This is a genomic window from Nocardiopsis sp. Huas11, from assembly GCF_003634495.1.
Lineage (GTDB): Bacteria > Actinomycetota > Actinomycetes > Streptosporangiales > Streptosporangiaceae > Nocardiopsis.
Window position 1 is genome coordinate 5,859,122 of sequence record NZ_RBKY01000001.1, and the last position, 25,860, is coordinate 5,884,981.

A 25,860-nucleotide genomic window follows, 5' to 3' on the forward strand; every position below is an offset into this window, starting at 1 on the left:
GGAGGGGGCGGCCAGTTTGTGTTACCAACGGTAACACGTCAGATTCCGCCCCTGTCGACGGCCGGATGAACAGTGGGAACACGAGGACGAGGTGCCGCCGGCTCGCGCTCGGACCGGTCAGAGTCCGGGCGACTCGCTTCCCGGGGAGGCCGCGTTCGTCGGACCGGACTCCGTGTCGGGAGCGGGCCCGCTCGGCTCCTCCGGTGGCCCGGATTCCTCGGAAGGCCCGGGTTCCTCCGGAGGAGCGGAGTCCGCGGGCGGCGCGGAATCCCCGGGGCCCTCGGGCGGAGCCGGGTCCTGCGGCGGCTCCGACGGCGCGGGCTCCTGCGGCGGCGAGGGCTGCGCGGGCTCCGAGGGCCGCGGCGGCTCGGTCGTGGGATCGGTCGGCGATCCCTCGCCGGGATCCGTTTCCGTGTTGTCCCCCGGGGACTCGGGGTCCGCGGTCCCCCCGTCCGCCTGCGGTGCGTCCGCCCCGGTCTCCGGCGCCGACGCGTCGGCGCCGCCGGTCGGCGCCGCGGAGGGGTCCGGGAGCGAGGCCCCCGACACCGTTCCCGTCACATCGGTCAGCCGCGGCGGGTCCGGCTCGGCCTCGTCCGGGTCGGCCGCAGGAGCGGACACCAGCGGGTCGGGGTCGGCCTCGGGCACGCTCCCGGACACCGTGGAAGCGGACTCACCGGAGCCCGCGGACCTCTCCGCGCCCGCGTAGAACAGGCCGAACGACACCACCGCCGCCGCGCCGAGCGCCCCCACCGCGGCCACTGGGTGGGGGCCGGCCGCCCGCCGCGGCCAACCGGGTTCGGCGCCCGTGGACAGTGCCGCCCCGGCTCGCACCCGGGACGCGCCACGACGCCCCCATCGGCGGACCGCCTCCACCAGGGCGGGGCCGCCGCCCCACCTGGCCCTTTGCGCCGCGGCGTGCCGCAAACGCGACACCCTCGGGCGAACGGCGTGCGCGACGCGCGGACGGGCCCGCTCGACACCGCGGCGCACGTCGTCCAGCTTGCGGTTCACGACGGCCGCCGGCCGCCCCGCGTGCCGCATCAGCCACACGATGACCGCGACCGTGACCGCGACGGCCGCCACGGCCACGGCGGTGGTCACCGTGATGACGAACATCGGATCGAAGTCCATCAGCCTCACCCCACACGGGTGATGGTCCCCGACCGGCCCGCGCGCCGAAAGCCCGTTGATCAGAGTTTTAACAGGTCAGGACCGTGCGATCGCCTACCGAGAGCAACCCCGGCCCTGGCAACGACGACAGGGCCGGAGCCCGCCGGCTCCGGCCCTGTCCGCTCCCGCCTCTGCCCCGGTCCCGCCCGTCGGCGGCCCGTCGCGTGGGAAGCGCCCCGCGGGCGGCCCTCACGCCTCGCGGCTGTGGTTCTCCAGGAACGTGTAGACGTCGTGTTCGTCCACGCCGGGGAACGTGCCCGAGGGCAGGGCCGACAGCACGTGGGAGTGGGCGCGCGCCGACGGCCACACATTGCCCTCCCAGCGGGCGGCCAGCTCGGCCGGCGGCCGCACGCAGCACTCGCCGTTGGGGCAGTTGGACTTGGTCCGGTTGGTCGTCTCCCGGCCGCGGAACCAGCGGGACTCCTTGTAGGGCACGCCCAGGGTGATGGCGAAGTTGCGCTCGCGGCTGGGGTCAACGTGCGCCACGCACCAGTGCGTGCCGTTGGGCTTGTCCGTGTACTGGTAGTAGATCGAGTAGCGGTCCGGGGAGGCGAACACCTGGCGGCCCGACCACTGGCGGCACATGCGCTGGCCCTCGATGGCGCCGGAGTCGTCGGTCGGGAAGACCAGGCCGTCGTTCTCGTAGGCCTTGTAGATGATGCCGGTCTCGTCGTTGCGGATGAAGTGGCAGACCAGGTCCAGGTGGCGGTGGGCCAGGTTGGTGAACCGGTGGGCGGCCATCTCGTAGGAGACGGAGTAGACGTCGCGCAGGTCCTCCACGGACAGGTCGCGGGCCTGCTTGGCCTCCTGGAGGTAGGTGACGGCGGTGGACTCGGGTATGAGCACGGCCGCCGCGAAGTAGTTGGCCTCCACCCGCTGGCGGAGGAAGTCGCCGAAGTCGCGGGGCTGGCCGTGGCCGAGGATGACGTGGCCCAGGGTCTGCAACAGGATCGTGCGCGGGCTGTGCATGCCCAGGGTCGTCTCGCGCTTGAGGTAGATGCGCCGGTTGATGTGGTCGGTCAGCGAGCGCACCGAGCGGGGCAGGTCCTGCACGTACTTCAGGCCGAAGCCGTGGTGGGTGGCGATCGCGAGGATCTGTCCCTGGGACAGGGCCCCCGCGGTGTAGTTGACGGCGGCCAGGGTCTCGGCCGCCGCCTTCTCGATGTTCTCGAAGTAGTTGCCGCGCTCGCGCATCTGGCGGCGCAGGTCGGCGTTGGCACGCCGGGCCTCCTCCGGGGTGGCCGTCGGCTTGGCGTGGCGCCGCTTGAGTTCGTCGTACAGGCCCACGATGTGTTCGAGCACGTCGTTGGGGACCCGCTTGCCGACCTTCAGGTGCGGCAGGTTCAGGGCTTGGTAGAGGGGGTCGCGCTGGGCCTCCTCGACGGTGATCTCCAGCTGCGCGCGCCGGCTCGGGGGCTGCTTCGACAGAAGTTCCTCGACCGAGACGCCGAGGGCGGATGCGAGAGACGTGAGGAGGGAGAGCTTGGGCTCGCGTTTGCCGTTCTCCAGGAGGGAGAGCTGCGAAGGCGCCCTCCCCACCCGTTCTCCCAGGTCAGAGAGGGTCAGACCGCGCGCCCGGCGCAGGTGGCGGAGCCGCTGCCCGAAGGTAACGAGATCTAGGTCACCCGTCAAAGACGGTATTTCTTCAGCACCAAAGTACGCCATGCGTTCATAGTACGGAAAGAATCCACGATCTTCACACGATTTCGGGTGGAAAAGTCTTGGATCTTGCCCAAGAATCATAGTTACCGGCGGGGAACATACCGGCCCAGGGCTGACCCCCCGGACCTGGACCGGTTCTCTCGACCGGTGAGGACACCTTGGGGACTACACGTAAGGCGGGAACGAACATGGGCACCAGCGCTCGACGTCAGGAAGCCAGCGCCGAACTCCAGCGGGACTGGGAGACCAACCCCCGGTGGGCCGGGATCGAGCGCACCTACTCCGCCGACGACGTGGTCAAGCTCCGCGGCTCCGTCACCGAGGAGCACACCCTGGCCCGTCGGGGTGCCGAGCGGCTCTGGGACCTGCTGCACACCGAGGACTACGTCAACAGCCTCGGCGCCCTGACCGGCAACCAGGCGGTCCAGCAGGTCCGCGCCGGCCTCAAGGCCATCTACCTCTCCGGGTGGCAGGTCGCGGCCGACGCCAACCTCTCCGGCAGCACCTACCCGGACCAGAGCCTCTACCCGGCCAACTCCGTCCCGGCCGTGGTCCGCCGCATCAACAACGCCCTGATGCGCGCCGACCAGATCACCTGGGCCGAGGGCGACGACAGCGCCCCCGAGTGGCTCGCCCCGATCGTCGCCGACGCCGAGGCCGGCTTCGGCGGTGTCCTCAACGCCTACGAGCTGATGAAGGGCATGATCGCCTCCGGTGCGGCCGGTGTGCACTGGGAGGACCAGCTGGCCTCCGAGAAGAAGTGCGGCCACCTGGGCGGCAAGGTCCTCATCCCGACCGGCCAGCACGTCAAGACGCTGAACGCGGCCCGCCTGGCGGCCGACGTGGCCGGCGTCCCGTCCCTGGTCATCGCGCGGACCGACGCCCAGGCCGCGACCCTGATCACCAGCGACATCGACGAGCTCGACCAGCCCTACATCACGGGCGAGCGCACCGGTGAGGGCTTCTACCGCTTCCGCAACGGCGTGGACGCCTGCGTCGCCCGCGGCCTGGCCTACGCCCCGCACTCCGACCTGCTCTGGATGGAGACCGCGACGCCCGACCTGGAGGTCGCCCGCGACTTCGCCGAGCGCATCAAGGCCCAGTACCCGGACCAGATGCTGGCCTACAACTGCTCGCCGTCCTTCAACTGGAAGCGGCACCTGGACGACGCGACCATCGCGAAGTTCCAGCGCGAGCTGGGCCACATGGGCTACAAGTTCCAGTTCATCACGCTGGCCGGCTTCCACTCGCTCAACTACTCGATGTTCAACCTGGCCAAGGGCTACGCCCAGAACGGGATGACCTCGTACGTCGAGCTGCAGGAGGCCGAGTTCGCGGCGGAGGAGCGCGGTTACACCGCCACCCGCCACCAGCGCGAGGTCGGCACCGGCTACTTCGACGCCATCAGCACGACCATCTCCCCTGAGGGCAGCACCACCGCACTCACCGGCTCCACCGAGGAAGACCAGTTCTCAGCGGCTCACTGACACTGGTCTTCGTTCCCAGACGGTCGTCCCACCCCGCTTTCGTGGCTGGGGCGGGGCGGGACGACCGTCACCCCTAGCCGTCGGCCATGCGCGGTCCGTGTCACACGCGCATGGCCGGCGGCTTGTTTCGTGTCCGGAGTTCGCACGCCGGGTGAATTCTCGGCACGCCCCTGTTCGGGTCACGGGAAGCCGCCTAGGGTGACCGGTACGCGGGTCACGAAACGGCAACGCCGTGCGGGTCGGCCAAGGGCGACGCGTGCGGTGGCGACCTGTCGGAGCGCGGCCCGCGGTTCGACCGCACCCGTTTCCGACCGGATGGAGCCCCGATGAAGCTCGACGACCTCGCCGGCGAGTCCCTCGTCACCGCCCGCCGCCTCCTCGCCGGTGGCGCGATCGCCGCCGTCGCCGTCTTCGGTACCGCCGCCTGTGAGGACTCCGGCGCCGACGACCCCGCCGTCGAGGAAGGCATGGAAGAGGGCGAGGGCGAAGACATGGGTGAGGACGGGGGCGAAGAAGAGGACGAGTAACCCCCCGGACCCCCGTGGTCTCCCGGCGGGTGGCGGGCCGACTCCCGGTCCGCCACCCGCCGTCGTCCTCCCGCCGACGCCCACCGACGCCCGCCGACGGCCGCCGTCCTGGTCGGGCGCCGTCGCACGACCAGGCGCGCAGCACGTAGATTCGACGCGTGAGCGACAAGACCCACCACGAGCCGCGCGCGTCCCGCGCCACCGACTCCGCCCTCGCCCCGCCCCTCGCGCCGCGCCTGCTGCGCTGGGAGATCCTGTGCGTCCTGGCCCTGTCCCTGGGCGCGGCGGCGGTGTCGTCGACCATCTCCTTCGTCGGCGCCCTGACCGCCACCGAGAGCCTCGCCGAACAGACCGCGAGCCTGGTGAACCCGCGCGCCGTCGAGCGGCCCTGGCTGGACCTGTCCTACCAGCTCTACGCGGTCGTCTTCGCGATGGCGCCGGTCCTGCTCGTGCTGTACCTGCTGCACCGGACCGGCGACTCGGCGCGCACGATCGGCTTCGACGTGCGCCGTCCCGGCCTGGACCTGGGCGGCGGCGCCGTTCTGGCGGCCCTGATCGGTCTGGGCGGCCTGGTCGTCTACGTCGTGTCCTGGCAGCTGGGCCTGACGCGCACCATCGCGCCCAGCACGCTGGACGGCAACTGGTGGGACTCCCTCGTGCTCGTCCTCCAGGCGGCCAAGAACGGCGTCCTGGAGGAGGTCATCGTGGTGGGCTACCTCCTGCACCGGCTCCAACAGCTGGGCTGGTCGCCGTGGAAGGCGGTGCTGGCCAGTTCCGTGCTGCGCGCCTTCTACCACCTCTACCAGGGGGCGGGCATGTTCTTCGGCAACCTGGTGATGGGGCTGGTGTTCGGCTGGTTCTACCTGCGCTACGGCCGGGTGATGCCCCTCGTGGTGGCGCACACGGTCATCGACATCGTGGCGTTCGTGGGGTCGGTCTACCTCATCGGCCGGATCGACTGGCTTCCGGTCTGACCGCCGCCCTCCCCCGCGGGAGGGCGGGCCCCTCCCGGCTAGGAGGGGTCCGGGCGCTCCGCGGCGGACACGGCGCCCTCGCGGGCGGCGATCGCGTCCTCCAGGTAGCGGGGGCGCGACAGCAGCAGTCCGACGAGCAGGTTGGTCACCGTCAGGGCCACCAGCAGCGCCAGGGGCGCGTGCCAGCCGCCGCTGAGCTCGTGCAGCAGGCCGAACAGGAAGGGCCCCGCCCCGCCCATGAGGTAGCCCAGGCTCTGGCTGGTGGCCGACATCGCGGCGGTCCCGGGGCCCGTGCGCGTGCGCAGGGCGAAGACGGTCAGGGCGAAGACGAAGCTGCCCATGCCCACGCCGACGAGCGTGGTCCACACCCACACCCCCGACAGGGGCGCGATCCACATCCCGGCGAAGCCGGCCAGGTAGGCGACCGCGAACATGACCACGATGGGGCTCGTGTTGCGCATCCTGGTGGCCAGGGTGGGCAGCACCAGTGACATCGGCACGCCCAGCAGTGTCAGGTACGACAGGGCCAGGCCCGCGGACTGCGCGTCCATCCCCTGATCGCGCAGCATCTGCGCGTACCAGCCGAACATGATGTAGGCGATGGAGGACTGGGTGCCGAAGTAGAGCACGGCCTGGCGGCCGATGCCGGTGCCGAGCACCTGGCGCATGTTCAGGTGGTGCCCGTCGCCGCCGCGGCGCGGTTCGGCGCGCAGCGCCAGGAGCCAGGGCAGGGCCGCCACGAGCGCGAAGAGGGCGTAGGAGCCCAACGCGAGGCGCCACTCGCCGGTCGCCTGCTCCATGGGCACCGTCGCCGCCGCCGCGATGGCGGTTCCCGCGGCCAGGGCCGTGGTGTAGACGGTCGTCATCAGGCCCACGCGGTCGGGGAAGTGCTCCTTGACCAACGCGGGGAGGATGACATTGCCGATCGCGCCACCGGACAGTGCCACGGCGCTCAGGGCCAGGAAGAGCCAGGGGTGGGGCGCGAACGCGCGGGCGACGAGCCCGACGAAGACCGCGCCGAGCGCGTAGACCAGGAGGTGGTGCTCGCCCAGGCGCCTGGCCAGGGCCGGGGTCAGTCCGCCGAAGAGGGCGAAGCACAATACGGGCAGGGTCGTGAGCACTCCGGCACCGACGGCGGTCATGCCCAGACCGTCCGTGACCTCGCCGAGCACGGGCCCCACACTCGTGATGGCGGTCCGCAGGTTGAGGGCCGCCAGCGCGATTCCCACCGCCAGCAGCAGCAGGAGACCGCGCCGGGAACGGAAGGAAGCGGTCCCCCCGTGCGGGGAACCGCTCTGATCGCCGGTGTTCGGTCCGGATGCGACGCTCATGGGAGGCGGCTCACATATTCGTAGGATGACCCGATGTACTGCATCAGGATAACGCATTGCCGTTCGCCGTCATTTCCAGCGCGCAACTGGTCTAAGCTCCGGCCTAACCGATCCGTATCCGTGCGCTGGCCCTGTCATCCGGCGACCCGCCCCTAGGGCGTGTTCGGCGGACACTCGTCCTGCTGCGCGACGCCCCAGCACAACTCTCACTGCGTTCTCATCAGTCAACAGCCAAACCAGGATGCATCCCTCTTCGGCCTTGCGAGAGCCGCACTGGCTGCGCCGCTCGCGTCGGACGGCATCCACCGAACACGCCCTTGGAGGTTACGCGTGCCCCTCGCCTCGACACGCCGGACCGGTCTCGTCGACCAGGTCATCAGTCAGTTACGAGCCCAGATCGACTCGGGTGAATGGGGCGTCGGCGACCGCATCCCCACCGAGTCGGAGCTGTCCGACCAGCTGGAAGTGGGCCGCAACACCGTCCGCGAGGCCGTCCGTGCCCTCGCCCACGCCGGACTCCTGGAGATCCGGCAGGGCGCCGGGACCTTCGTGCGCGCCTCCAGCGAGCTCGGCGGCGCCCTGCGCCGACGTCTGGAGCGGTCGCGCCTGCGGGAGAACCTGGAGGTGCGCCGCGCGCTGGAGGTGGAGGCCGCCCGGCTGGCGGCGCTGCGCCACAGCGAGGAGGACATGGCCGGCATCGACCGTGCCATGGCCCTGCGCGAGGAGGCCTGGCGCGAGCGTGACATGAGCACGTTCGTGGAGGCCGACTTCACCTTCCACCGGGCGGTCGTCAACGCCACCCACAACACCCTGCTCATCGATCTGTACGACGACATCGCCCAGGTCGTGTACGCGAGCATCGCGCACACCGCCTACGGGCAGAGCGCCGAGGCGGCCGACCGGCCGTCCTCGGCCACCGACGGCATCGACCACACCGGCCTGACGGAGGCGATCCGCGCCGCGGACGCCCCCGCGGCCGCTCGTGAGGCGACCTGCTACATCGACGAGCTGCTCTCCCTCACCGAGGACTGAGCGGCTCACCACGGCACGAGCCGCGTCCGCTCCCCCGCGGGCCGCGGCCGCCGGTCGGGGGCCGACTCCCCTCGGGAACGGGCCCCGGCCGTCCGTGGAACCCCTCGCATCCCCGCCCCGCCCGCCGGGGCGCGGGACGAGGGCCCGCTGCGCGGGTGCGCGTGCGCCCTCAGTCGGTGCCGTAGGCGTCGCCGAGGGCGGGCAGGTGCCCTCCCCGCGCGCGCAGTGCGGACACGCCCTCGACCACACGCATGGTGCTGTCCCTGCGCCCCAGGCGGCGCGTCCGCCCGAAGCCCGGCCGCGCGCGCTCCTCGCTCGCGCCCTCCCAGCCCGCGACCCGCGAGGGATCCAGGCCCAGCAGGTCCAGCGTGCTCTCCCCCGCCGCCACGGCGTCGACGAGCGCGCGCTCGCGGCTCAGGCTGCTCATGGCCTCGGTGATGATGGCGCTGACCTGGGCCCGCGGCAGGCAGACCACGCCGTCGTCGTCGGCCACGATCCAGTCGCCCCGGCGCACCGGCAGCGGCACGGGCCCGCTGGCCGTCATGCTGATCTGCTGGCCGACCGCTCCCCCCGCGTCGTGTCCGGCCTCGCGCACGGCCACGCCGGCGCTGAAGACGGGCAGCCCGCAGCGGGCGATGGCGGTGATGTCGCGGACGCACCCGTCCAGGACGATGCCGGCCACTCCGCGGGTCCGCGCGGCCACGGCGATGACCTCGTCGACGTAGCCGTACTCGGAGTCACCGGCCACGTCCACGACCAGGGCCGATCCGGGGGGAGCCTGGGCCACCGCCACGTGCAGCGCGAGGTTGTCGCCCGGTGTGCACCGGACGGGGAAGGCGGTCGCGGCCAGCGTCGCCCCCGGCCAGACCGAGAACAGGTGCGTGCCGAAGGGGCGGCCGCCGCACCGGGCGAGGCCCACCGTTCCCACCGCCGTCAACGTCTTCGCAAGCGCCACGTCTGCCTCCCACTACACCCGCACCTGGTGCGGTCGGCTCGCACCGACCCCCTCTATACTCACGGGTAACTTAATCGTGACGCAAGGCATACGCGGCACAAATTACCTGGAGCCGAGAGCCACCCTCCGAGGGCGGACACCCCCTCCCACCTGCGAAGCACCCGATGGGCGGCGGTGGGCGAGGGGTCGGCGCGCAAAATAAATGCTACCGGTGGTTACAGACGACGCGGAGAGGCCCGCGATCTCTCACCGGACGCCACCGGCCGCACACGGGGGGTCGGGTCGCGCACCCCTCACCCCGGCGGCCACCCCATCGGCCGCTCCCCGCCCCTGCGCTCCTTGCGCACCGACAGGTGGTCCCAGGTCTCCACGTAGGAGACCCCGGGCGTCGAGCGGACCGACTCCAGGGCCTCCACCAGGCGGTGACGGTCCGGTGCGGCCAGCGTGCCGACGACGTCGTAGCGCCCGAACCCGCTGGCCAGGAACGAGATCCTGGTCAGGTTCGCCAGCGCCGCGCCCAGCGCACCGGCGTCGCCCCGGCAGCGCAGGCCGAACCCCAACTGTTCGTTGGCCCCCACCGCGGAGGGCTCCACCAGCGCCGTCACGTGCACGACGCCCGCGTTCAGCAGGCGCACCACACGCGAGCGCGCCGCGGCCTGCGACAGCCCCACCTGGCGCGCCAGGTCCGCGTACGAGGCCCGGCCGTCCTTGAGCAGCCGGCGCACCAGCCGCCAGTCCAGCGCGTCCAACTCGATGTCGCGCAGTTCCCGCACGCTGCTGTGGGCGTCCTTGAACACCGACGTGGCACGGAAGACCTCGGCGCCCTCCACCCCCGGCAGCGACCGCAGCTCGGCCAACTCCTTGGTGAGGGCGGCGTCGTCGGCCACCCGCACCTGCGCGACGGCCGGGAACCGCCCGGCCGACTGCGCGGCGAAGGTCACGGCCTCGCGTTCGCCCAGCGCGTCCATCAGCGGCCCCACCGGGCCGCTGACCCGGAACGACACATGACCGAGGACCTCCATGCCGACCACGCCGGCGTGCAACACGCCCACGATCCGGATCGCGCCCGTCTGCACGAGCTGGCGCACTCTGGCGCGCACCGCCGTCCGAGACAGTCCGACCCCGTCCGCCAGGGCCTGGAACGTCGCTCTGCCATCCCCCTGCAACGCGCGCATCAGCGCCGCGTCAACCGCATCCAGCACTATGGTGCCTTTCGTTCCCATGACGCCGCCCTTCCCCCGGACGGCGCCCCCTCCTGCGGCCAGATCATCGCAGTTGTCGCGCCGGTTCACTACTGATCGGGAAAGAAATCGGTTGATTCACCCCTTTGAGCGGCGCGAACAGGTCGCCCAATCTCCCATCGGGTACCTACAGACCACATAACAGACTTGTATAGAACATCCCTATGACGGGGACGTCCGTACGTACAACAGCGACAAACCGCCACACTGATGTTCTGGGACCGCACGCGCACCGGGAACCGGGACGCACCCTCCGTGCGAGTTCAGGCCAGGGATACCGTGCGACGGTGCCCGGCCGCCGTACGGTGGCCGTGAGCGGGATGTCGGCGGGGAGCGCGCACGCGCCCCGCGAGTGGAGAGGACACGTCGGTGACAGCGGAGGACGAGCAGCGGGACGGGGCGCCCGCGCGCCCGAGCACGAGGCGGGCTCTGCTGTGGACCGCCGCCTCGGTCCCGCTCCCGGGTGTCGCGCATCTGCGCATGGGGCGCCGCCTGGCCGGGTGGGTGATCCTGGGGACCTACCTCCTGGGCATCGTGGCGCTCGCCGCGTGGGCGATCAGTCTCGGATCCGGTGACGACGACGCGCTGACCGTGGTGGCGGGCATGGCGGTGCAGAGCCGCTGGCTGCTGGGCGCGATGGCCGCGGTGTTCGCGGTCACGGTGCTGTGGCTGGCCGTCATCGTGCACTCCTGGGTGATCACCCGGCCCGGGGGCTCGGCGATCGGCCGGCGCGTGGTCGGCGCGGCGGTCGTCCTGGTGCTGTGCCTGATGGTCGCGGTGCCCTCGGCGCTGGCGCTGCACGGCGGCTACACCGCCTACACGACGATCTCCGACGTCTTCGGCGGCCCCGATCGCCCCGACATGCCCCCGCACGACGCCGCCGACCCCTGGAACGGGGCCGAGCGGGTCAACGTCATGCTGATCGGCGCGGACTCGGCGGAGGACCGCTACGGCGTGCGCACCGACTCGATGATGGTGGCCAGCATCGACCCGGCCACCGGTGACACCGTGCTCATCGGCCTGCCCCGCAACCTGGAGAACATCCAGTTCCCCGAGGGGAGCCCGCTCGCCGAGCGCTACCCCGCCCCCTACGGCTTCGACGACCTGCTCAACGAGGTCTACCAGACCGTGGCCGAGGAGCCCGGGGAGCTCGCGTTCAACCCCACCGCGCCCGACCCCTCCGCCGACGCCCTCAAGCAGGTGATCGGCCACAACCTCGGTCTGGAGATCGAGTACTACGCGATGGTCGACATGATGGGCTTCCGCGACCTCATCGACGCGGTCGGCGGGATCGAGGTCATGATCGAGGAGCCCATCCCCTACGGCGTGCACGGCGGGGTGCTGGAGCCGGGCCTGCAGCGCCTGGACGGCCACGAGGCCCTGTGGTACGGCCGGTCCCGGGTCGCCTCCGACGACTACGGGCGGATGGGGCGCCAGGGCTGCCTGATCAAGTACGTCGCCGACCAGGTGGAGCCCACCACCCTCCTCACGAGCTACCGCGAGCTGGCGGGGGCCACCGCCCGCACGCTGACCACCGACATCCCGCAGACCAAGGTCCCGGCGTTCATCGAGCTGGCCGACATGGTGGCCGACGAAGGGTCGATGGACGCGCTCCAGCTGTCGCCGCCGCAGGTCAACACCGGAAACCCGGACTGGGACGTGGTCCGCTCCCTGGTCTCGGTGGCGATCACGGGCGAGGAGCCCTCGAGCGACGAACTGCCCGAGAGCCCGGAGGCCTCCGACGGCACCGAGGGCGAGGTCGAGTCGGAGACCGAGGCGGAGCAGTCCGCCGGCGAGGACACCGGGGACGACCGGACCGAGTGGCAGGAGTACACCGGGCTCGAGGAGCCCGAGCCGGCCGATCCGGGGCGCCAGGTCGGCAGCGACCCCATGGACCTGAACACGCTCTGCCCCTGAGCGGATGAGGCCAAACCGCGGCGTCGCCGACTGACCACCTCCGGTCAGTCGGCGACGCCGCGTTGTGGAGCGGCCACCGCGGGTGTGACCCTGGCGCGGTGAGCACCCCTCAGCTCTGGACACTCGTGGCACTCGGCGCCTTCCACGGACTGCATCCCGGCATGGGCTGGTTGCTGGCCGTGTCCCGCGGCCTCCAGGAGGGCGGGCGCCGTGAGGTGCTGCGCTCCCTCCCCGCGATCGCCCTCGGCCACTTCGCCAGCGTGGGCGTGGCGGCGGTGGCCATCACCCTCACCGGCTCGACGACCGCCTCGGTGCTCTTCCCCGTCGCCGGGGGCGCCGTGATCGTCCTGCTGGGGCTGTGGACGCTGTTGTCGAGACGGCACTTCCACTGGCGCGAGGTCCGCCTGTCGCTGTGGCAGCTGGCGGCGTGGGCGTTCCTGATGTCGTCCGCGCACGGAGCGGGGCTCATGCTGATGCCGGTCCTGGCCGGGCGGCTCCACCAGACGCACGAGGGCGGGCACGGCCATCACACCGAGACCTCCGAGACCGCCGGGACTTCCGGGGCGGGCGGGGCGGGTGTGGAGACCGGGGCGGGCGGGGCGGGCGCGACCCCGGTGACCGCCGAGGCGTCCGGCGCGGCCGCCGGCGACACGTGGACCCTGTGGGACGCGACCCTGCTCGGCGCCGGGGCGACGACCGTGCACTCCCTGGCGATGCTGGCGGCGGCGGGGGTCGCGGCGCTCATCGCCTACGACTTCGTGGGGGTCCACGCCCTGCGTCGGCGCGGGGTCACGATGGACCGGATCTGGGCCGTGACACTGGTCCTGGGCGGGCTCTTCGTCCTGTGGTCGGTCCTGTGAGGACGGCGCCGGACCCCGTTCGCCACCATGTGTGACGGTAGCCACACAGAGTTCGCGGGCAGAAGGGGGCCATGTCCGAAATCTGGTGAGTCCCTCCGGAGTTATGTGTCTGGGGGATCCGTGTCGCGCGGTGACCACGGCTCGGCACGCACACACAGGGGGCATGCGCATGGCACACAGACCGGCGGGGTACGGACGCCGATGGAACGGACTCCTGTTGTCCGTGGCCATCCTCGTGGTGATCGCGGTCATCGGGTTCCTGGGAGCCCGCTGGGTGGCGCAGCGCACCGCGCCCCCGGTGTCGATGCCCTGGGGGCCCGACTGCGCCGTCACGACCGAGGAGGGCCAGGTACGCCTGGACCGCGACCAGGCACGGCGGGCGACCACCGCGGCCGCGGTCACCGTCCAGGGGGACGCCGCTCCGGTGGCGGCGCCGGACACCGACGACATTCCCGACGAGGTGATGGCGCGTCTGGTGGAGGGACCGGAGGACGACGCCGGGCCGTCGCTGACCTGCCGGTCGACCAACAACCCCGACCTGCAGGTGCAGGACGAGCTGGAGCCGACCGGGCTGACCGCGCGCGCCCAGAACCTCCACAACGGCCTGACGGACCACTTCACCGACCTGAGCCTGGGCGGGTACGAGCCCGGCGGCTACGACACCGGGCACGGGGAGAACTCGGCCCACTACGAGGGCCGCGCGATCGACATCTTCTACCGGCCGGTCGACGAGGACAACCGGCGGGCGGGGTGGATCATGGCGCACTGGCTGATCGCGCACGCCCCCGACTACGAGGTCGCCGTCATCATCTTCGACGACCGCATCTGGAGCACGACCTTCCCGTCACTGGGCTGGCGCCACTACGAGGCCGACCCCGACAACGAGATCCTGCGCCACCTGGACCACGTGCACGTGGACGTCCAGCGGGGCGAGGAGTCGGCCGACGCCGGCTGACCGCCCTCGGGGCCGGCGCGACCACGCGCGTCCGGCCCCGATCCCGGCGATCCGACCTACTCGTCGAGTCGGAAGCCGACCTTGAGGCCCACCTGGTAGTGCGCGATGGCCCCGTCCTCGATGTGTCCGCGGACCTGGGTGACCTCGAACCAGTCGAGTTCGCGCAGCGTCGTGGCGGCACGGTCGATGCCGTTGCGGATGGCCTGGTCGATCCCCTGGGGCGAGGTTCCGACGATCTCCGTGACGCGGTACGTGTGGTGGGACATCAGTGACCCCCTGCGTAGTCGGTTGCACGGTCGCGGCGAGGCGACCCTCCGACACCTGCCTCCCCGGAAACCGCCGCTGTCACACGGGCGACCCCCACACCACTCGACTCCGCCGCCCCCGCGGGCGCGGACTCCTTGACCTTTCCCAGAAGGGTCGATTACCCCGCCGTGCCTCTCCTTTGACCCAAGGAATCGGCGGTCCACCGGAAGAAATCACACCGACCTGATGGGCGAACTGTCAGATTAGTCCTGACCTGGGACTAAGGACCCTTCAACGGTGGGACTCTCCCGAGACAACGTCGTAACTGACTCTTGACGTACCCCGGGGGGCGTCGGTGTACATTGGGATCTAGCGCTTCGGTCCCCCGTCGAAGCGCGGAGCGATGTTTCGAGCCCCCGTTGAAACATCGCGCACGACGCCGGGTGGTTTGCCCCCGTAACCACCCGGCGTCGCCTATTCTCCCGGCCCATCGCTAAATACGCGATCGTTGCCGCGGCTTGACCGGGGACGCCGGTTTTCCCCATGGGGTTTTGACCCGCCGCTCCGCACCGCCCACCGGTACCGACCGGGCCCGCGGCACTCCGGCGGCCCCGGACCGGGACGCGTGCCGCACCGCGCCTGGCGCGCATAGGGTGAGGGGTGCGGGTGGACGACCCGCTCCAGACCCCGAACGAGGAACGGTCAGCCTTGGGTGACTCCGCAACCGCCGTCGAGACGCACTGCTCACGGCGCGACTGCCGCGCAACGGCGACCTGGGCCCTGGTGTGGAACAACCCCAAGGTCCACACCCCCGACCGCCGCAAGGTGTGGGTCGCCTGTGACGAGCACCGCGAGTACCTGACCTCCTTCCTGGAGATGCGCGGCTTCCTGCGCGAGGTCACGCCCATGGCGGAGTTCGAGGGCTGAGCGGGGGCGCGCCCACCGCGGACGCGCCCCGTTCGAAGGTCCCGGCCCTCACGCCACCGCCAGCCGCCACGCGGCCAGGGTCACGGCCTCGTGCCCGGTCTCCCCGGCGCCGGCGAGCAGCTCCGGCCAGGGCGCGGCCCAGTCGGCGGAGTGGCCGCGCCGTTCGATGATCTCGAGTGCGACCAGACCCGCCATCACACCCTCGCCGCCGCTCCCGCCCTTCGAACTCCGCAGCAGACGGGCCACTGCCCTCTCCAGGACCTCTGAGGGAACGCGCCCCTCCCCGCCGTAACACGCGTGCACGGGGTCGACCAGGATGCCGATCTGTCGGTCTTCGGGACAGTGGGAGAGCAGGCGCGCGCCGACCAGGAGACGTTCCGCCAGCCACTCCGGGGTCGGGGCGCCCTCGACCGCGCGCACCCGCCGGGAGATCTCACTCCCGAGCATCCGCAGTGCCCGGGGCGCGAACTCGGGCCGGGCGGCCAACCGGTCCAGGACCCGTTTCGCCTGCATGGAGAACGGTCCGCACACCTCGTTCTCACGGTCGGCCTCGGTGTCGAGCAGCCGGAGCACCCGGCTCAGCCGCGGGCACGCGTCGTCGGCGCGTTCCCCGGCCGGTCGCCGCGGGGGAACGCCCTGGTCCGGCCGGGGAATGAAGTCGAGCAGGCGTAGCGCCACCTCTATGACCCGCGAGCGGGCGAGCCCGGCGTGCACGAGCGTCTCGAACGCACTCATCGCCTCCAGCCCCGGAACACGCGGGTCGCACGCGGCGTCGACGACCTCGTCCACGTTCTGGTCGGACCAGGGGACCCAGCGGGCGATCCAGCCGGTGAGCCGCCAGTGGTGGCGCTCGGGTCCGGGCAGGGCACGCACCACCTCGGCGGCCCTCCGTCGGCGCTCCGGCGGGCACTGGGCCGGAGCGACCTGGAGTACCGCGGTCTGCGTCTCCAGGTCCGTGAACGCCGGAACGCGGCCCGCCAGCGCCTCCAGCGCGGCCGGATGGTCGGCGGCCCGCATGAGGGAGCCCGCCACGGCGGCGCGCACGTCCCGGTGCAGGCCCGGCACGGCGAGCACGGCGGCCAGGTGGTCGACGGCGCCGGGCGGGCGGTGCTGTTCCAGCAGCCGTGCCGCGCTCTTGCGGAGGGTGACCTTGGCGGGCCCGTCCAGGATCCGGCCCAGCACCGGGCCCGACCGCGACGGCCGAACCCACCGGGAGCAGCGGCCCAGGGCGGGCCCGGCGGCCCTGGACTGCGAGCCGTCGGCGTGCCGTGTGATGAGCTCCAGGGCGCGTTCGGGCTCGTCGCAGCGGCCGAGCGCGCTCATGGCGGCCTCCCGGATCACGATGTCGGGACCCGCCAGCAGGGGCGCCAGCAGGTCCACGGTGCCCGCCAGGTTCCCCAGTGCCCCGATGGCGGACTCACGGTCCTCCGGTGCGCAGCCCTGGTCGGCGGCGATCGCCTCCAGCCGGGCCGCGACGCGCTCGCATGTGCGCTCCGGCCAGTCGCGCGCCGTGGACGGACCGATCGGCGGCACCCACACGCGGCCGTCGGTGCGGCGGGCCTCCTCGGCCGAGTCCAGGATCCTCTCCAGGGTCGCGGGCGCTCCGTCACGGGCCAGGACGGCCCAGACGGGTGCGATCCGACCGGTGGCGGGGTCCGCGTCCACCAGGGCGTGGGCGCGCCGGGCCCGGTCCGGATGGGCCAGGTACCAGTGCGCGGCCCGGAGCGCCGTGTCGGAGTCGGGGTCGTGCCGGATCGCCGGGACCACGTGGTCGTCGGCCAAACCGTGCAGGTGTCCGGACCGCCCGCCCAACTCCCACGCGAGCCGCACCGCGAGCCCGTGTGCGCCCCGGTGCTTCGCCGCGTCCAGTGCCGGGCGCAGGCGCCGGTACAGGTCGTGTTCGCGTCCCGGCGGCAGGACCTGGTCCAGGTAGCGCTCGGAGGCGGTGCGGCGCCCACGGCGCGTGTCCCACCACGGTGGAACGTGTTCGGGACGCCCCCACGTGCCCAGTCCTTGGACGCCGAACCGCTCCATGAGGCGGGCGTACACCTCCAAACCCCACGCCGAGGCCGCCTCGTCGGACGCCGTCCCGGGATGGCGCAGTATCCGAGCGGCCAGGTCGCGCAGGGCACGACGGGTGTCCGCCGAGCAGTCGCGCGCCTCGACGGCGGCGATGAGCAACCGTGCGAGAGGACCCGCTCCGCCGGGCGCGGTGTGCCGGCCGTCCAGGGCGGCCTGGCCGCCCGGGGTTTCCGAGGGGTGCAGGCCCGCCCGGGCCAGGAGCACCGGACGCACTCCGCACAGGGCGCGGATGAGTGCAAGGCGCACCGGGTCGCGCTCGGCCCGTGTGCGTTCGACGCGTTCGGTGAGCACGCGCGCGAGCCGGTCGGCGTCGCCCGTCCGGGCGGTGGCCTCCACCAGTCGGCTCAGTCCTCGGGCCCGGCGGTCGGTGTCCCCGGAGGAGGCGGCGTCCTCCAGCCGGGGTGCCGCCTCGGTGTAGGGCAGGACGGCGACCGCGTCGAGGTCGGTGTTCGGGTCCGCGCGGGGGGAGCGCTCCTGGAACCCGCCCATGCGGTCCAGCGCGCGACGGGCCTCCCGCACGGCCTCCTCGGGCGGCAGCAGCTCCAGGTAGGGCAGGAGCAGGGTCGCCGACCGGCTTCCCGCCGTCTCACGGAGCCGGTCGAGGTGGACCTGCCGTGTCTCGGGCGGCATGGCTCGCAGGACTCTCAGCGCCGACGCCGGATCCGACCGCATCGTGCGGCGCAGGGTCCGCAGCGACCAGTCGCCGGCGAACACCGCCGGATAGCGCACGGGGTAGTGGGTGCGGTCACCCTCCCCGTGCAGGGCCCGGTGGGCGTGCGGGAACGAGAACCGGTTGGGGTCGCGCTCCCTCAGGAGCCCGGCGACCTGTTGGGGGCGGACCGGGTCGAGGGCCTGCAGGGCGCGCCGCCACGGAAGGCTCCTGGCCTCGTCCTCGCCCAGTTCTCCGACACGGGTCAGGACCGCGTCCGGATGGCGTCGGGCGAGCCTGCGCCAGGACTGGACGGCGTGCGCCAGGCCCGGCAGGGCGTCGGCGACCCGCTCGGGGGAACAGGCGGGCAGCAGCGCGGCCGCATCGGCGTCACCGTACTCGTCACGGACACGGGCCAGGAGACCGTCCGCGAGCGCGAGGCGTCTGCCGTGGTACAGCGTCCGGTACAGGGCGCGCCGCAGACCGGTCGGGGCGTCCACGAGCAGGGGCGGAACGGCGTCGTCGGAGACCAGGCGAACCCCGCGCAGGGCGTTCCGGCGCAGGGCCGGGTCGGGTCCGGCGAGGTAGCGGGTGAGCGCGTCGGTCTCGCGCGCGGCGGTGGCCATGTGCACGGCGAAGTGCCCGTGACCGCCGGTTTCGAGCTGCCGGAGGACTCCGGCGAGATGGGGTGTTCCCGCGTGGTGGCGGGCGTAGAGCGCCAGAAGCGCCATCCGCTGGGCGGAGGAGCGGTCGGCGAGGGAGGACAGGAGCTGGGTGGCCGACGCGTGCGTCGGCGCGGTGGGGCTCAACGGCCCGGGCGGATTCCGCCCTTCCTGATCGTCATGGCGCTCATCATGGACCACCGCCCGGGGATCCGCAAGCCCGCTCCCGCGGCTATCCCGGGCCGCCCTCGAGGGCGCGGCGGGCGCGGGCGAGGTCGTCGGGGGTGTCGACGTCGAACGCGGCGTGACCGTCGGTCAAGGGAACCAGGCGGGGCGAGAGCGGACCGAGCAGGCCGTACAGGGACCTGCCCCGGTAGTCCGCCACGGCCTCCCGGACGGCGGCGGTGCGCCAGATGCCGGTCAGCCACTGCTCGCGCCCGTCGGTGTCCACGAACACCGCTCCAGCGGTGTCTTCGGACCCGTCGTCCCCCGCCCGAAGGGCATCGGCCAGGGCGGCTAGGTGACCGACGGTCAGGTGCGGCAGATCCGCGGCCAGCAGCGCGAACCACGCGCGCTCCACGTGCGCAAGTCCCGCGCGCAGGGCCGGAACCGGACCGGATCCGGGCGGATCCTCGCGGACGTAGCGCGCGCGAGGGCTCTCGCGCGGCGGTCCGACGACCGTGACACCGGCGTCGGAGCTGTGGGATCGGACCACCGCGGCGACCCGCTCCAACAGCGTGCTCCCGCCCACCGTCAGGCCCGGCTTGTCGACGCCGCCCATGCGGCGCCCCTCACCACCGGCCAGGACCACCGCGTCCAGGCCGGGGCTCATGCTCTTCACTCGCTCGCTCACATCCCCAGCATGGACCACGCCGGCAGTCGACGGGAGGGGGAGGAACGGATCTGGCGCGCGCCGCGTCGGACCGGTGCACTGGAAGGAGGCCTCATGGAGCCACGCACCTCTGATCGGGCCGCCGGCGTCCTGGTCCTGGGCGGCTGCTCGTACGCCATGGCCCTCTTCGCGATCACCGTCGTCGTGCCGATCATGGCCGTGCTCTCGCTCATGATGGGGCCCGGGCCGTACCCGTGGGGCGCCTACCTCATGTGGACCCTCTTCGCCCTCGCCGTGGCGACGCCCCTCGGCCTGTGGCTGACCCACAGAGCCAGGGAGGCCGGCGTCGTCCGCCCCTTCGCGACCGTGGGCGCACTCACCGCCGTCGTCGCGGTGTCCTACGCGCAGACGGCCGTCACGACCTCCCTCCTGGGATCTCACTTCTCGGCAATGCCGGTGGGCGCGGTGTTCGCGGCCGGGACGGGCACGGTGATCGCCGTGGTCGTCCTGTACTGGAGCGGTGGGCGCGGCTTCCCATGGGTCCTCGTCGGCCTGGTCTTGGCGTGCGCGGCACGGGTGGCCCTCGACCAGAGCGTCCACGAGGCGCACCGGCGCGCCCGGTTCGACGAGACCGTTGCGACGGTCGCGAAGTACCCGCACGACGTGCTGCTACTGGACGACGGCCGGTGGAGCGCCGTCGGCGTGAGCGCCTCCGAGGAGAGCTTCTCCGTCGACTACGCCGGCGCGGGCGGGGACGAGATGAAGGTCGACGCCTGGATCGACTTCGCGAACGACGGGGTCCGCGGCACCTCCGCGGACCCCTTCTGGCATGGCTGCCACGGGCTCGTCGTGCACTGCTCGGAGACCGAGGTGGACGGCCGCCGCGTCCTGCTGATCCGCGACGCGAGATACCACAAGCACCACGCACGGGTGCGGTGGAACTCGTTCACCTACGTCGACGTCGAGCCCGACCCGCTGCTGTGGACCCCCGTCACCGGGCACGAACTCCTCGGGCTGGTGGACGCGCTGCACCCGGCCGACGGAGACGGCGCCGAGACCCTGGCCGAACAGATCATCGGCGGCCCCCGTCCTTGACCCGCCCACGGCGCCGCCCCCGGCGCCCGGATCAGCCCTTGACGCAGATCACCTGGCGCAGGTGGGCGGCCACCTCGACCAGGTCGGTCTGGGCATCGATGACCGACTCCAGGTCCTTGTAGGCGCCCGGGATCTCGTCCACCACGCCCAGGTCCTTGCGGCACTCCACGCCCCTGGTCTGCTGCTCCAGGTCGGCCTTGGTGAAGGTCTTGCGGGCCTTGCTCCGGCTCATCCGGCGGCCCGCCCCGTGCGAGGCGGAGTTGAACGACGCTGGGTTGCCCAGGCCCTTGACGATGTAGGTCCCCGTCGCCATCGAACCGGGGATGATCCCCCATTCACCGCGTCCCGCGCGGATGGCGCCCTTGCGGGTGACGAGCACGTCCACGCCGTCGTAGGTCTCCTCCGCCACGTAGTTGTGGTGGCAGGAGATCCACTGTGTGAAGCCGGTGCCGGGGATCCGCTCGGCGACGGCCGCGCACGCCAGCCCCATCATGACGTCGCGGTTGCGCCGCGCGTAGTCCTGGGCCCAGAACAGGTCGCGGCGGTAGGCGTCCATCTCCGGGGTACCGCTGAGGAAGACCGCGAGGTCCCGGTCGGGCAGGTCCTGGTTGTGCGGCAGGTCCTTGGCCCGGCCGATGTGGTGGTCGGCGAGCTCCTTGCCGATGTTGCGCGATCCCGAGTGCAGGACGAGCCACACGGTCTGCTCGTCGTCCAGGCACACCTCCAGGAAGTGGTTGCCTCCCCCGAGGGTGCCCATCTGGCGCAGGGCCCGCTCACGACGGGGGTGTACGGCCTCGGCGAGGTCGTCGAACCCCTGCCAGAACGTGTCCCACCGCCGACTGCGCAGGCCCGGGACCCGCGCGGGGTCGACGGGCTCGTCGTGGGCGTGGAAGCCGACGGGGATCGCCGCCTCCAGCGCGTGGCGCAGCCCGCGCAGGTCGTCGGGCAGGCGGGACGCGGTCAGGTCGGTGCGGACCGCGGTCATGCCGCAGCCGATGTCCACGCCCACCGCCGCCGGGCTGACGGCGTCGCGCATGGCGATCACCGACCCGACCGTGGCGCCCTTGCCGAAGTGCACGTCGGGCATGACGGCCAGGCCGTGCACCCACGGGACGCGGGTGACGTTGCGCAGCTGGTCCATCGCCTGGGCCTCGACCTGGTCCGGGTCGGCCCACATCCGGATCGGTACGCGGTCCCCCGCCACTTCGGTGTACGGCATGCCATGCCACCTCCCTGCCTCGTGATTCCGGCTCCTGGCGGTCCATCAAGCCAGATCCCGATCGGCGGTGGCAACGGGTTTTCGCGCCGCTCAGCCGCCGATCGCCGACATCGGACGCGCCGGTTGCAGGAACGAGGGGTCGTTGATGCCGTGGCCCGGCAGCTTGCTCGCCACGGCCGCCTCCCACTGCGCCACGAGCGCGTCGTCGTCGGCCCCCGCGCGCAGCAGCGTGCGCAGGTCGGACTCCTCCCGGGCGAACAGGCAGTTGCGCACCTGGCCGTCGGCGGTGAGCCGCACGCGGTCGCACGCGCCGCAGAAGGGCCTGGTCACCGAGCCGATGACGCCCACGGTGGCCTGCTCCCCGTTGGGGAAACGCGTGCCGCGCAGGTGGAAGAGCTCGGCGGGCGCGCTGCCGCGCGTGTCGGCGTCGGCGGGGTCCAGTTCGAACTCGGTCTCCAGCAGGGCGAGGATCTCGTCGGCGGTGATCATGGTGTCGCGCCGCCACCCGTGCTGGGCGTCGAGCGGCATCTGTTCGATGAACCGCAGCTCGTAGCCGCGCTCGACGCAGTAGCGCAGCAGGTCGGCGGCCTCGTGCTCGTTGGTGTCGCGCATCAGGACGGCGTTCACCTTGACCGGGGTGAGCCCGGCCCGGGCGGCGCCTTCCAGTCCTTCGAGGACGTCGTCGAGCCTGCGGCGGCGGGCGAGCTTCTCGAACACGTCGTGGCGCAGGGTGTCGAGGGAGACGTTGACGCGGTCCAGCCCCGCCTCGGCGAGCGCGGGCGCCATGCGGGCCAGCCCGATCCCGTTCGTGGTCAGAGCGGTGTGGGGACGGGGTTCGAGCGCGGTGGTCCCGGCGATCAGGCCCGGTAGGCCACGGCGCAGGAGGGGTTCGCCACCGGTGAAGCGGACCTCGGTGATGCCGAGGCGTGTCACGCCCACGCCGATGAGGCGGAGGAGTTCCTCGTCGGTGAGGAGTTCCGGCTTGGGCAGCCACTCCAACCCTTCGGGGGGCATGCAGTAGGTGCATCTGAGGTTGCAGCGGTCCGTGAGCGACACACGAAGGTCGGTCGCACGTCGCCCATAGGAGTCGGCCAGCACGGGCGTCACCCTCTCCAGTCCGAGTTGCCGGGTGGGTTGTACGCGAGGTTCCCACCCGAGGGATACCCACTCGTAAGCGTAAAAGATCCCCTTTCACAATGAGTAGCCTTGATCACACCTTATGCCGTATTTCGTGGCTAAACACGAGAGTTGGCCGTCCTGTTCGAACGACCTGCAGGAACCTCCCACATGATCGTTATGTCACTGATGCACGGATTCGACGGCCGCACCCCCATTCCCGTGGGCCCCAGTAGACGCTCCTGGCACACGTGCGCGACGAGGGCGTAGCCCCATAGGGTGGCCGTCCTGAGCGGACACCCTCGACGATCGTCGCAGCGGCGGGCACGGAAGCGGAGGCAGGACACGGTGATCACCACACGCGAGTGGGCCCTGGCGGGCGGACCGGACGGATCGGGACGGCTCGCCGCGCGCGCCTGGGTCTCCCCCGACACCGAACCCACCTGGCTGGCCGTCCTCGTGCACGGCTACGGCGAGCACCTGGGCCGCTACGAGCAGGTCGCGGCGGACCTGGTGGCCGCCGGAGCCGTCGTCTACGGGGCCGACCACCGCGGGCACGGGAAGTCCTCCGGCGAGCGCGTGCTCATCGACGACTACGCGGGCGTGGTCGAGGACGTGCACCGGGTCATCACCCAGGCGCGCACCGCCTACCGGACGCTGCCCCTGGTCCTGATCGGCCACTCCATGGGCGGCCTCATCGCCGCCCGCTACGCCCAGACCCACCCCGAGGCCCTCGCCGGACTGGTGCTGTCCGGGCCGGTGCTGGGGCACTGGCGGGCCCTGGACGAGCTGGCCGCCGCCGAGGAGATCCCCGACACCCCCATCGACCCCGCCACCCTGTCCCGCGACCCGGCCGTGGGTGCGGCCTACGTGGCCGACCCCCTCGTGTGGCACGGCCCCTTCCGGCGGACCACCGTGCTGGCCATGCTCCGGGAGCTGGAGCGCGCCCGCGAGGCGGGGTGCCTGGGCTCGCTGCCGCTGCTGTGGCTGCACGGGTCCGACGACGCGCTCGTGCCGATCAGCGGGACCAGGACCGGCATCGAGCTCCTGGCGGGCCGCGACTTCGCCGCACGGGTCTTCCCCGGAGCCCAGCACGAGGTGTTCAACGAGACCGACCGCGACGAGGTCCTGGCGGAGGTCGTGCGCTTCGCCCGCCGCGTCACCGCATAGGCGGGGCGGCCCGGGACCCATCGTCGGATCGGCCCGGATCGGTCCGGTCCGGTCCGGACGGGCGGCCGGGTCAGACGTAGAGCTGGCCGCGCGGCTGCGCCGGATGGGCCAGGGTCTCGGCGTAGGCGCGGGCCAGCCGGTCCACGGCGTCGGCCAGCACGTCGGGCGGCTGGGTGTAGGCCAGCCGCAGGTAGCGCTCCAGGGTGCCGTCCGTGCCGAACACCGGCCCGGCCGCCGGGTGCACGCCGTACCGGACGGCGGCCGCCGACAACGCCGTCGCCACGGGCTGGGGCAGGGTCGCCCACACCACCAGGCCGCCCCCGGGGACGCTGGGACGCCAGTCCGGCAGCCGCTCGCGCATGGCGCGCAGCAGCGCGTCGCGGTTGCGGCGCAGCTGCCGGCTGCGCTCGGCCCGGATCCGGAGCACGTCGGACATCAGGTGGGTGACGACCAGCTGCTCCAGCACGGCCCCGGCGATGTCGAAGCGCTGGCGCACGGCCATGAGCCGGGCCACCATCGGCGGCGTGGTGCGCACCCAGCCCACCCGTAGCCCGCCCCACAGCAGCTTGGCCACCGAGCCCACGGTGAACACGCGCCCGTCGGTGTCGTAGGCGGCCACCGGAGCGGGCAGGTCGCCGGAGTCGATCGCCAGCTCGGCGACCGACTCGTCGATGATCAGGTGGCTTCCGGCCCGGCGGGCCTCCCTGACCAGGACGCGCCGCTCGTCGTCGTCCATCAGGGCGCCGGTGGGGTTCTGGAAGTCGGGGATGAGGTAGGCCAGGCCCGGACGCCACTGGCGGAAGGCGTCGGCCAGGTACTCCATGTCCCAGCCCTGCGGTGTGACGCCGACCGTACGGATCCGGGCGCCCCGGTGGCGGGCGGAGTCGACCGAGTGCGGGTAGGTCGGCGACTCGACCAGCACGTCGTCGCCCGCCTGCACCAGCAGGTCCATGAGCAGGGCCACCGCGTGCTGGGCGCCGCTGGTGACGAAGATCTGCTCGGGGGTGGTGGGCAGTCCGCGCTCGACGTAGCGGCGGGCGATCGCGTGCCGGAGCTCGGGGAGACCGTAGGGGTAGTAGCCGAGCCCGCCCACGTGGGCGGCGAGCTGTTCGGAGGCCTGGAACGCGGCGGCGCGCAGCCCCTCCACGGCGGGGGGCGCGGCCACGCCGAGGTCGATGTGCTCGGCCGGGGACGGGAAGGGCGCCGACTCCCCCGTGCCCGAGTCCGGCAGGACCGTCCAGCTGCCCGCCCCCTGCCGGCTGTCCAGGAAGCGGTTGTCGCGCAGCCAGGAGTAGGCGGCGGTGACGGTGTTGCGGCTCACGCCGAGCGCGGAGGCCAGGTCGCGTTCGGCCGGCAGACGGGTGTTGGTGGGCACGCGGCCGTCCAGGACCAGGCCGCTGACCGCCCGGGCGATGGCCAGGTAGTAGGGGCGCTCCACGGGTGCCTCACCGATCAGGCGTGCCAGCAGGCGGCCGTTGATGCGCCGTGTCCCACCTCCCGAGCCCGCGCGGTCCGTCGTCCGCTTTCCGGCCTGTCTGACCATGGCTCCCCCGTCCGCCCGCGCTGTTCAGTCCACTTCAGCGTATTGGCCCTTCACGAACCGCGCCACTTTTGCCACTCTGGCGAGGCGGCCCGAGGAATGGCCAGGTCCGATCACCGGACCTCTCGTGCGGGGTCCCGCCCGCCGTCCACCCCAGGTCCTCGCCCGCGTACCGACTCCCGTCCCGTGAAAGGCATCGGCACCCCGACGT

General features: G+C 72.5%; 21 protein-coding genes. 10 read left to right on the plus strand and 11 right to left on the minus strand.

Going from position 1 to position 25,860, the window contains the following annotated elements; genetic code table 11:
• Positions 1–117: 117 nt before the first annotated feature.
• Together DFP74_RS26445 and DFP74_RS26450 are read right to left on the minus strand one after the other, a co-directional pair.
• Positions 118–1,131: a hypothetical protein gene (locus DFP74_RS26445; RefSeq protein ID WP_121185765.1), complete on the minus strand. Its 1,014-nt coding sequence runs from the start codon at positions 1,129–1,131 to the stop codon at positions 118–120.
• 228 nt (positions 1,132–1,359) lie between these two features.
• Positions 1,360–2,802 carry a helix-turn-helix domain-containing protein gene (locus DFP74_RS26450; RefSeq protein ID WP_121185767.1) on the minus strand — a complete coding sequence of 481 codons (1,443 nt, stop codon included), beginning with the start codon at positions 2,800–2,802 and terminating at the stop codon, positions 1,360–1,362.
• Positions 2,803–3,020: 218 nt separating this feature from the next.
• Between DFP74_RS26450 and aceA the strand changes: the two genes are divergently transcribed.
• From aceA to DFP74_RS26465, 3 genes are all read left to right on the plus strand, one after another.
• Complete coding sequence (aceA, locus tag DFP74_RS26455) at positions 3,021–4,319, plus strand: isocitrate lyase (protein WP_121185769.1); 1,299 nt, start codon at positions 3,021–3,023, stop codon at positions 4,317–4,319.
• Between the two features lie 326 nt (positions 4,320–4,645).
• Positions 4,646–4,846 (plus strand): hypothetical protein, encoded by a 201-nt coding sequence (locus DFP74_RS26460; RefSeq protein WP_121185771.1) that lies wholly within the window; start codon positions 4,646–4,648, stop codon positions 4,844–4,846.
• A gap of 158 nt (positions 4,847–5,004) precedes the next feature.
• Positions 5,005–5,820, plus strand: coding sequence for a CPBP family intramembrane glutamic endopeptidase (locus DFP74_RS26465; RefSeq protein ID WP_121185773.1), 816 nt, complete (start codon positions 5,005–5,007; stop codon positions 5,818–5,820).
• 38 nt (positions 5,821–5,858) lie between these two features.
• On the opposite strand, the gene DFP74_RS26470 is transcribed toward DFP74_RS26465, so the two are convergent.
• Positions 5,859–7,151, minus strand: a complete 1,293-nt coding sequence (locus DFP74_RS26470; RefSeq protein WP_121185775.1) for an MFS transporter — start codon at positions 7,149–7,151, stop codon at positions 5,859–5,861.
• 330 nt (positions 7,152–7,481) lie between these two features.
• Here DFP74_RS26470 and DFP74_RS26475 point away from each other — a divergent pair, with 330 nt between their 5' ends.
• A complete protein-coding gene (locus DFP74_RS26475; protein ID WP_121185777.1) occupies positions 7,482–8,183 on the plus strand; it encodes a FadR/GntR family transcriptional regulator in 702 nt (233 codons plus the stop codon).
• 169 nt (positions 8,184–8,352) lie between these two features.
• Here the strand turns inward: DFP74_RS26475 and DFP74_RS26480 are convergent, their stop codons facing one another.
• Positions 8,353–9,111: an RraA family protein gene (locus DFP74_RS26480; RefSeq protein WP_121185779.1), complete on the minus strand. Its 759-nt coding sequence runs from the start codon at positions 9,109–9,111 to the stop codon at positions 8,353–8,355.
• 320 nt (positions 9,112–9,431) lie between these two features.
• Positions 9,432–10,340, minus strand: a complete 909-nt coding sequence (locus tag DFP74_RS26485; RefSeq protein WP_121185780.1) for an Lrp/AsnC family transcriptional regulator — start codon at positions 10,338–10,340, stop codon at positions 9,432–9,434.
• 408 nt (positions 10,341–10,748) lie between these two features.
• Here DFP74_RS26485 and DFP74_RS26490 point away from each other — a divergent pair, with 408 nt between their 5' ends.
• The 3 genes from DFP74_RS26490 to DFP74_RS26500 all read left to right on the plus strand — a co-directional run bounded on the left by DFP74_RS26490 (position 10,749) and on the right by DFP74_RS26500 (position 14,111).
• On the plus strand, positions 10,749–12,296 hold the full coding sequence (locus DFP74_RS26490; RefSeq protein WP_121185782.1) for an LCP family protein: 1,548 nt from the start codon (positions 10,749–10,751) through the stop codon (positions 12,294–12,296).
• A gap of 98 nt (positions 12,297–12,394) precedes the next feature.
• Positions 12,395–13,156 carry a cell wall anchor protein gene (locus DFP74_RS26495; RefSeq protein WP_121185784.1) on the plus strand — a complete coding sequence of 254 codons (762 nt, stop codon included), beginning with the start codon at positions 12,395–12,397 and terminating at the stop codon, positions 13,154–13,156.
• A gap of 169 nt (positions 13,157–13,325) precedes the next feature.
• A complete protein-coding gene (locus DFP74_RS26500; RefSeq protein ID WP_121188539.1) occupies positions 13,326–14,111 on the plus strand; it encodes a hypothetical protein in 786 nt (261 codons plus the stop codon).
• 56 nt (positions 14,112–14,167) lie between these two features.
• Here DFP74_RS26500 and DFP74_RS26505 read toward each other — a convergent pair whose 3' ends face one another.
• Positions 14,168–14,377, minus strand: a complete 210-nt coding sequence (locus DFP74_RS26505; RefSeq protein WP_121185786.1) for a dodecin — start codon at positions 14,375–14,377, stop codon at positions 14,168–14,170.
• Between the two features lie 688 nt (positions 14,378–15,065).
• Here DFP74_RS26505 and DFP74_RS26510 point away from each other — a divergent pair.
• Entirely contained in the window at positions 15,066–15,284 is a 219-nt protein-coding gene (locus DFP74_RS26510; RefSeq protein ID WP_121188540.1) for a hypothetical protein, read from the plus strand.
• Between the two features lie 48 nt (positions 15,285–15,332).
• Here the strand turns inward: DFP74_RS26510 and DFP74_RS26515 are convergent, their stop codons facing one another.
• Positions 15,333–18,824: a hypothetical protein gene (locus DFP74_RS26515; RefSeq protein ID WP_121185788.1), complete on the minus strand. Its 3,492-nt coding sequence runs from the start codon at positions 18,822–18,824 to the stop codon at positions 15,333–15,335.
• Positions 18,825–18,909: 85 nt separating this feature from the next.
• Positions 18,910–19,509 (minus strand): molybdenum cofactor guanylyltransferase, encoded by a 600-nt coding sequence (locus tag DFP74_RS26520; protein WP_121185790.1) that lies wholly within the window; start codon positions 19,507–19,509, stop codon positions 18,910–18,912.
• Between the two features lie 114 nt (positions 19,510–19,623).
• On the opposite strand from DFP74_RS26520, the gene DFP74_RS26525 reads away from it, so the two are divergent.
• Positions 19,624–20,604: a hypothetical protein gene (locus DFP74_RS26525; protein ID WP_121185792.1), complete on the plus strand. Its 981-nt coding sequence runs from the start codon at positions 19,624–19,626 to the stop codon at positions 20,602–20,604.
• Positions 20,605–20,635: 31 nt separating this feature from the next.
• On the opposite strand, the gene DFP74_RS26530 is transcribed toward DFP74_RS26525, so the two are convergent.
• Positions 20,636–21,823 carry an RtcB family protein gene (locus DFP74_RS26530; RefSeq protein ID WP_121185794.1) on the minus strand — a complete coding sequence of 396 codons (1,188 nt, stop codon included), beginning with the start codon at positions 21,821–21,823 and terminating at the stop codon, positions 20,636–20,638.
• Between the two features lie 90 nt (positions 21,824–21,913).
• Positions 21,914–22,921, minus strand: coding sequence for a GTP 3',8-cyclase MoaA (gene moaA / locus DFP74_RS26535; RefSeq protein WP_121188541.1), 1,008 nt, complete (start codon positions 22,919–22,921; stop codon positions 21,914–21,916).
• Positions 22,922–23,287: 366 nt separating this feature from the next.
• Here moaA and DFP74_RS26540 point away from each other — a divergent pair, with 366 nt between their 5' ends.
• A complete protein-coding gene (locus DFP74_RS26540) occupies positions 23,288–24,109 on the plus strand; it encodes an alpha/beta hydrolase (protein WP_121185796.1) in 822 nt (273 codons plus the stop codon).
• A gap of 70 nt (positions 24,110–24,179) precedes the next feature.
• Here DFP74_RS26540 and DFP74_RS26545 read toward each other — a convergent pair whose 3' ends face one another.
• Positions 24,180–25,652 carry a PLP-dependent aminotransferase family protein gene (locus DFP74_RS26545; RefSeq protein ID WP_121185798.1) on the minus strand — a complete coding sequence of 491 codons (1,473 nt, stop codon included), beginning with the start codon at positions 25,650–25,652 and terminating at the stop codon, positions 24,180–24,182.
• Positions 25,653–25,860 lie beyond the last annotated feature (208 nt).

Excerpts from the sequence above, each read along its gene's own strand:
- DFP74_RS26445 (WP_121185765.1), bottom strand. The coding sequence starts at position 1,131 with ATGGACTTCGATCCGATGTTCGTCATCACGGTGACCACCGCCGTGGCC.
- aceA (WP_121185769.1), top strand. The coding sequence starts at position 3,021 with ATGGGCACCAGCGCTCGACGTCAGGAAGCCAGCGCCGAACTCCAGCGG.
- DFP74_RS26460 (WP_121185771.1), top strand. The coding sequence starts at position 4,646 with ATGAAGCTCGACGACCTCGCCGGCGAGTCCCTCGTCACCGCCCGCCGC.
- DFP74_RS26470 (WP_121185775.1), bottom strand. The coding sequence starts at position 7,151 with ATGAGCGTCGCATCCGGACCGAACACCGGCGATCAGAGCGGTTCCCCG.
- DFP74_RS26500 (WP_121188539.1), top strand. The coding sequence starts at position 13,326 with ATGGCACACAGACCGGCGGGGTACGGACGCCGATGGAACGGACTCCTG.
- DFP74_RS26505 (WP_121185786.1), bottom strand. The coding sequence starts at position 14,377 with ATGTCCCACCACACGTACCGCGTCACGGAGATCGTCGGAACCTCGCCC.
- DFP74_RS26520 (WP_121185790.1), bottom strand. The coding sequence starts at position 19,509 with ATGAGCCCCGGCCTGGACGCGGTGGTCCTGGCCGGTGGTGAGGGGCGC.
- DFP74_RS26525 (WP_121185792.1), top strand. The coding sequence starts at position 19,624 with ATGGAGCCACGCACCTCTGATCGGGCCGCCGGCGTCCTGGTCCTGGGC.
- DFP74_RS26530 (WP_121185794.1), bottom strand. The coding sequence starts at position 21,823 with ATGCCGTACACCGAAGTGGCGGGGGACCGCGTACCGATCCGGATGTGG.
- DFP74_RS26545 (WP_121185798.1), bottom strand. The coding sequence starts at position 25,652 with ATGGTCAGACAGGCCGGAAAGCGGACGACGGACCGCGCGGGCTCGGGA.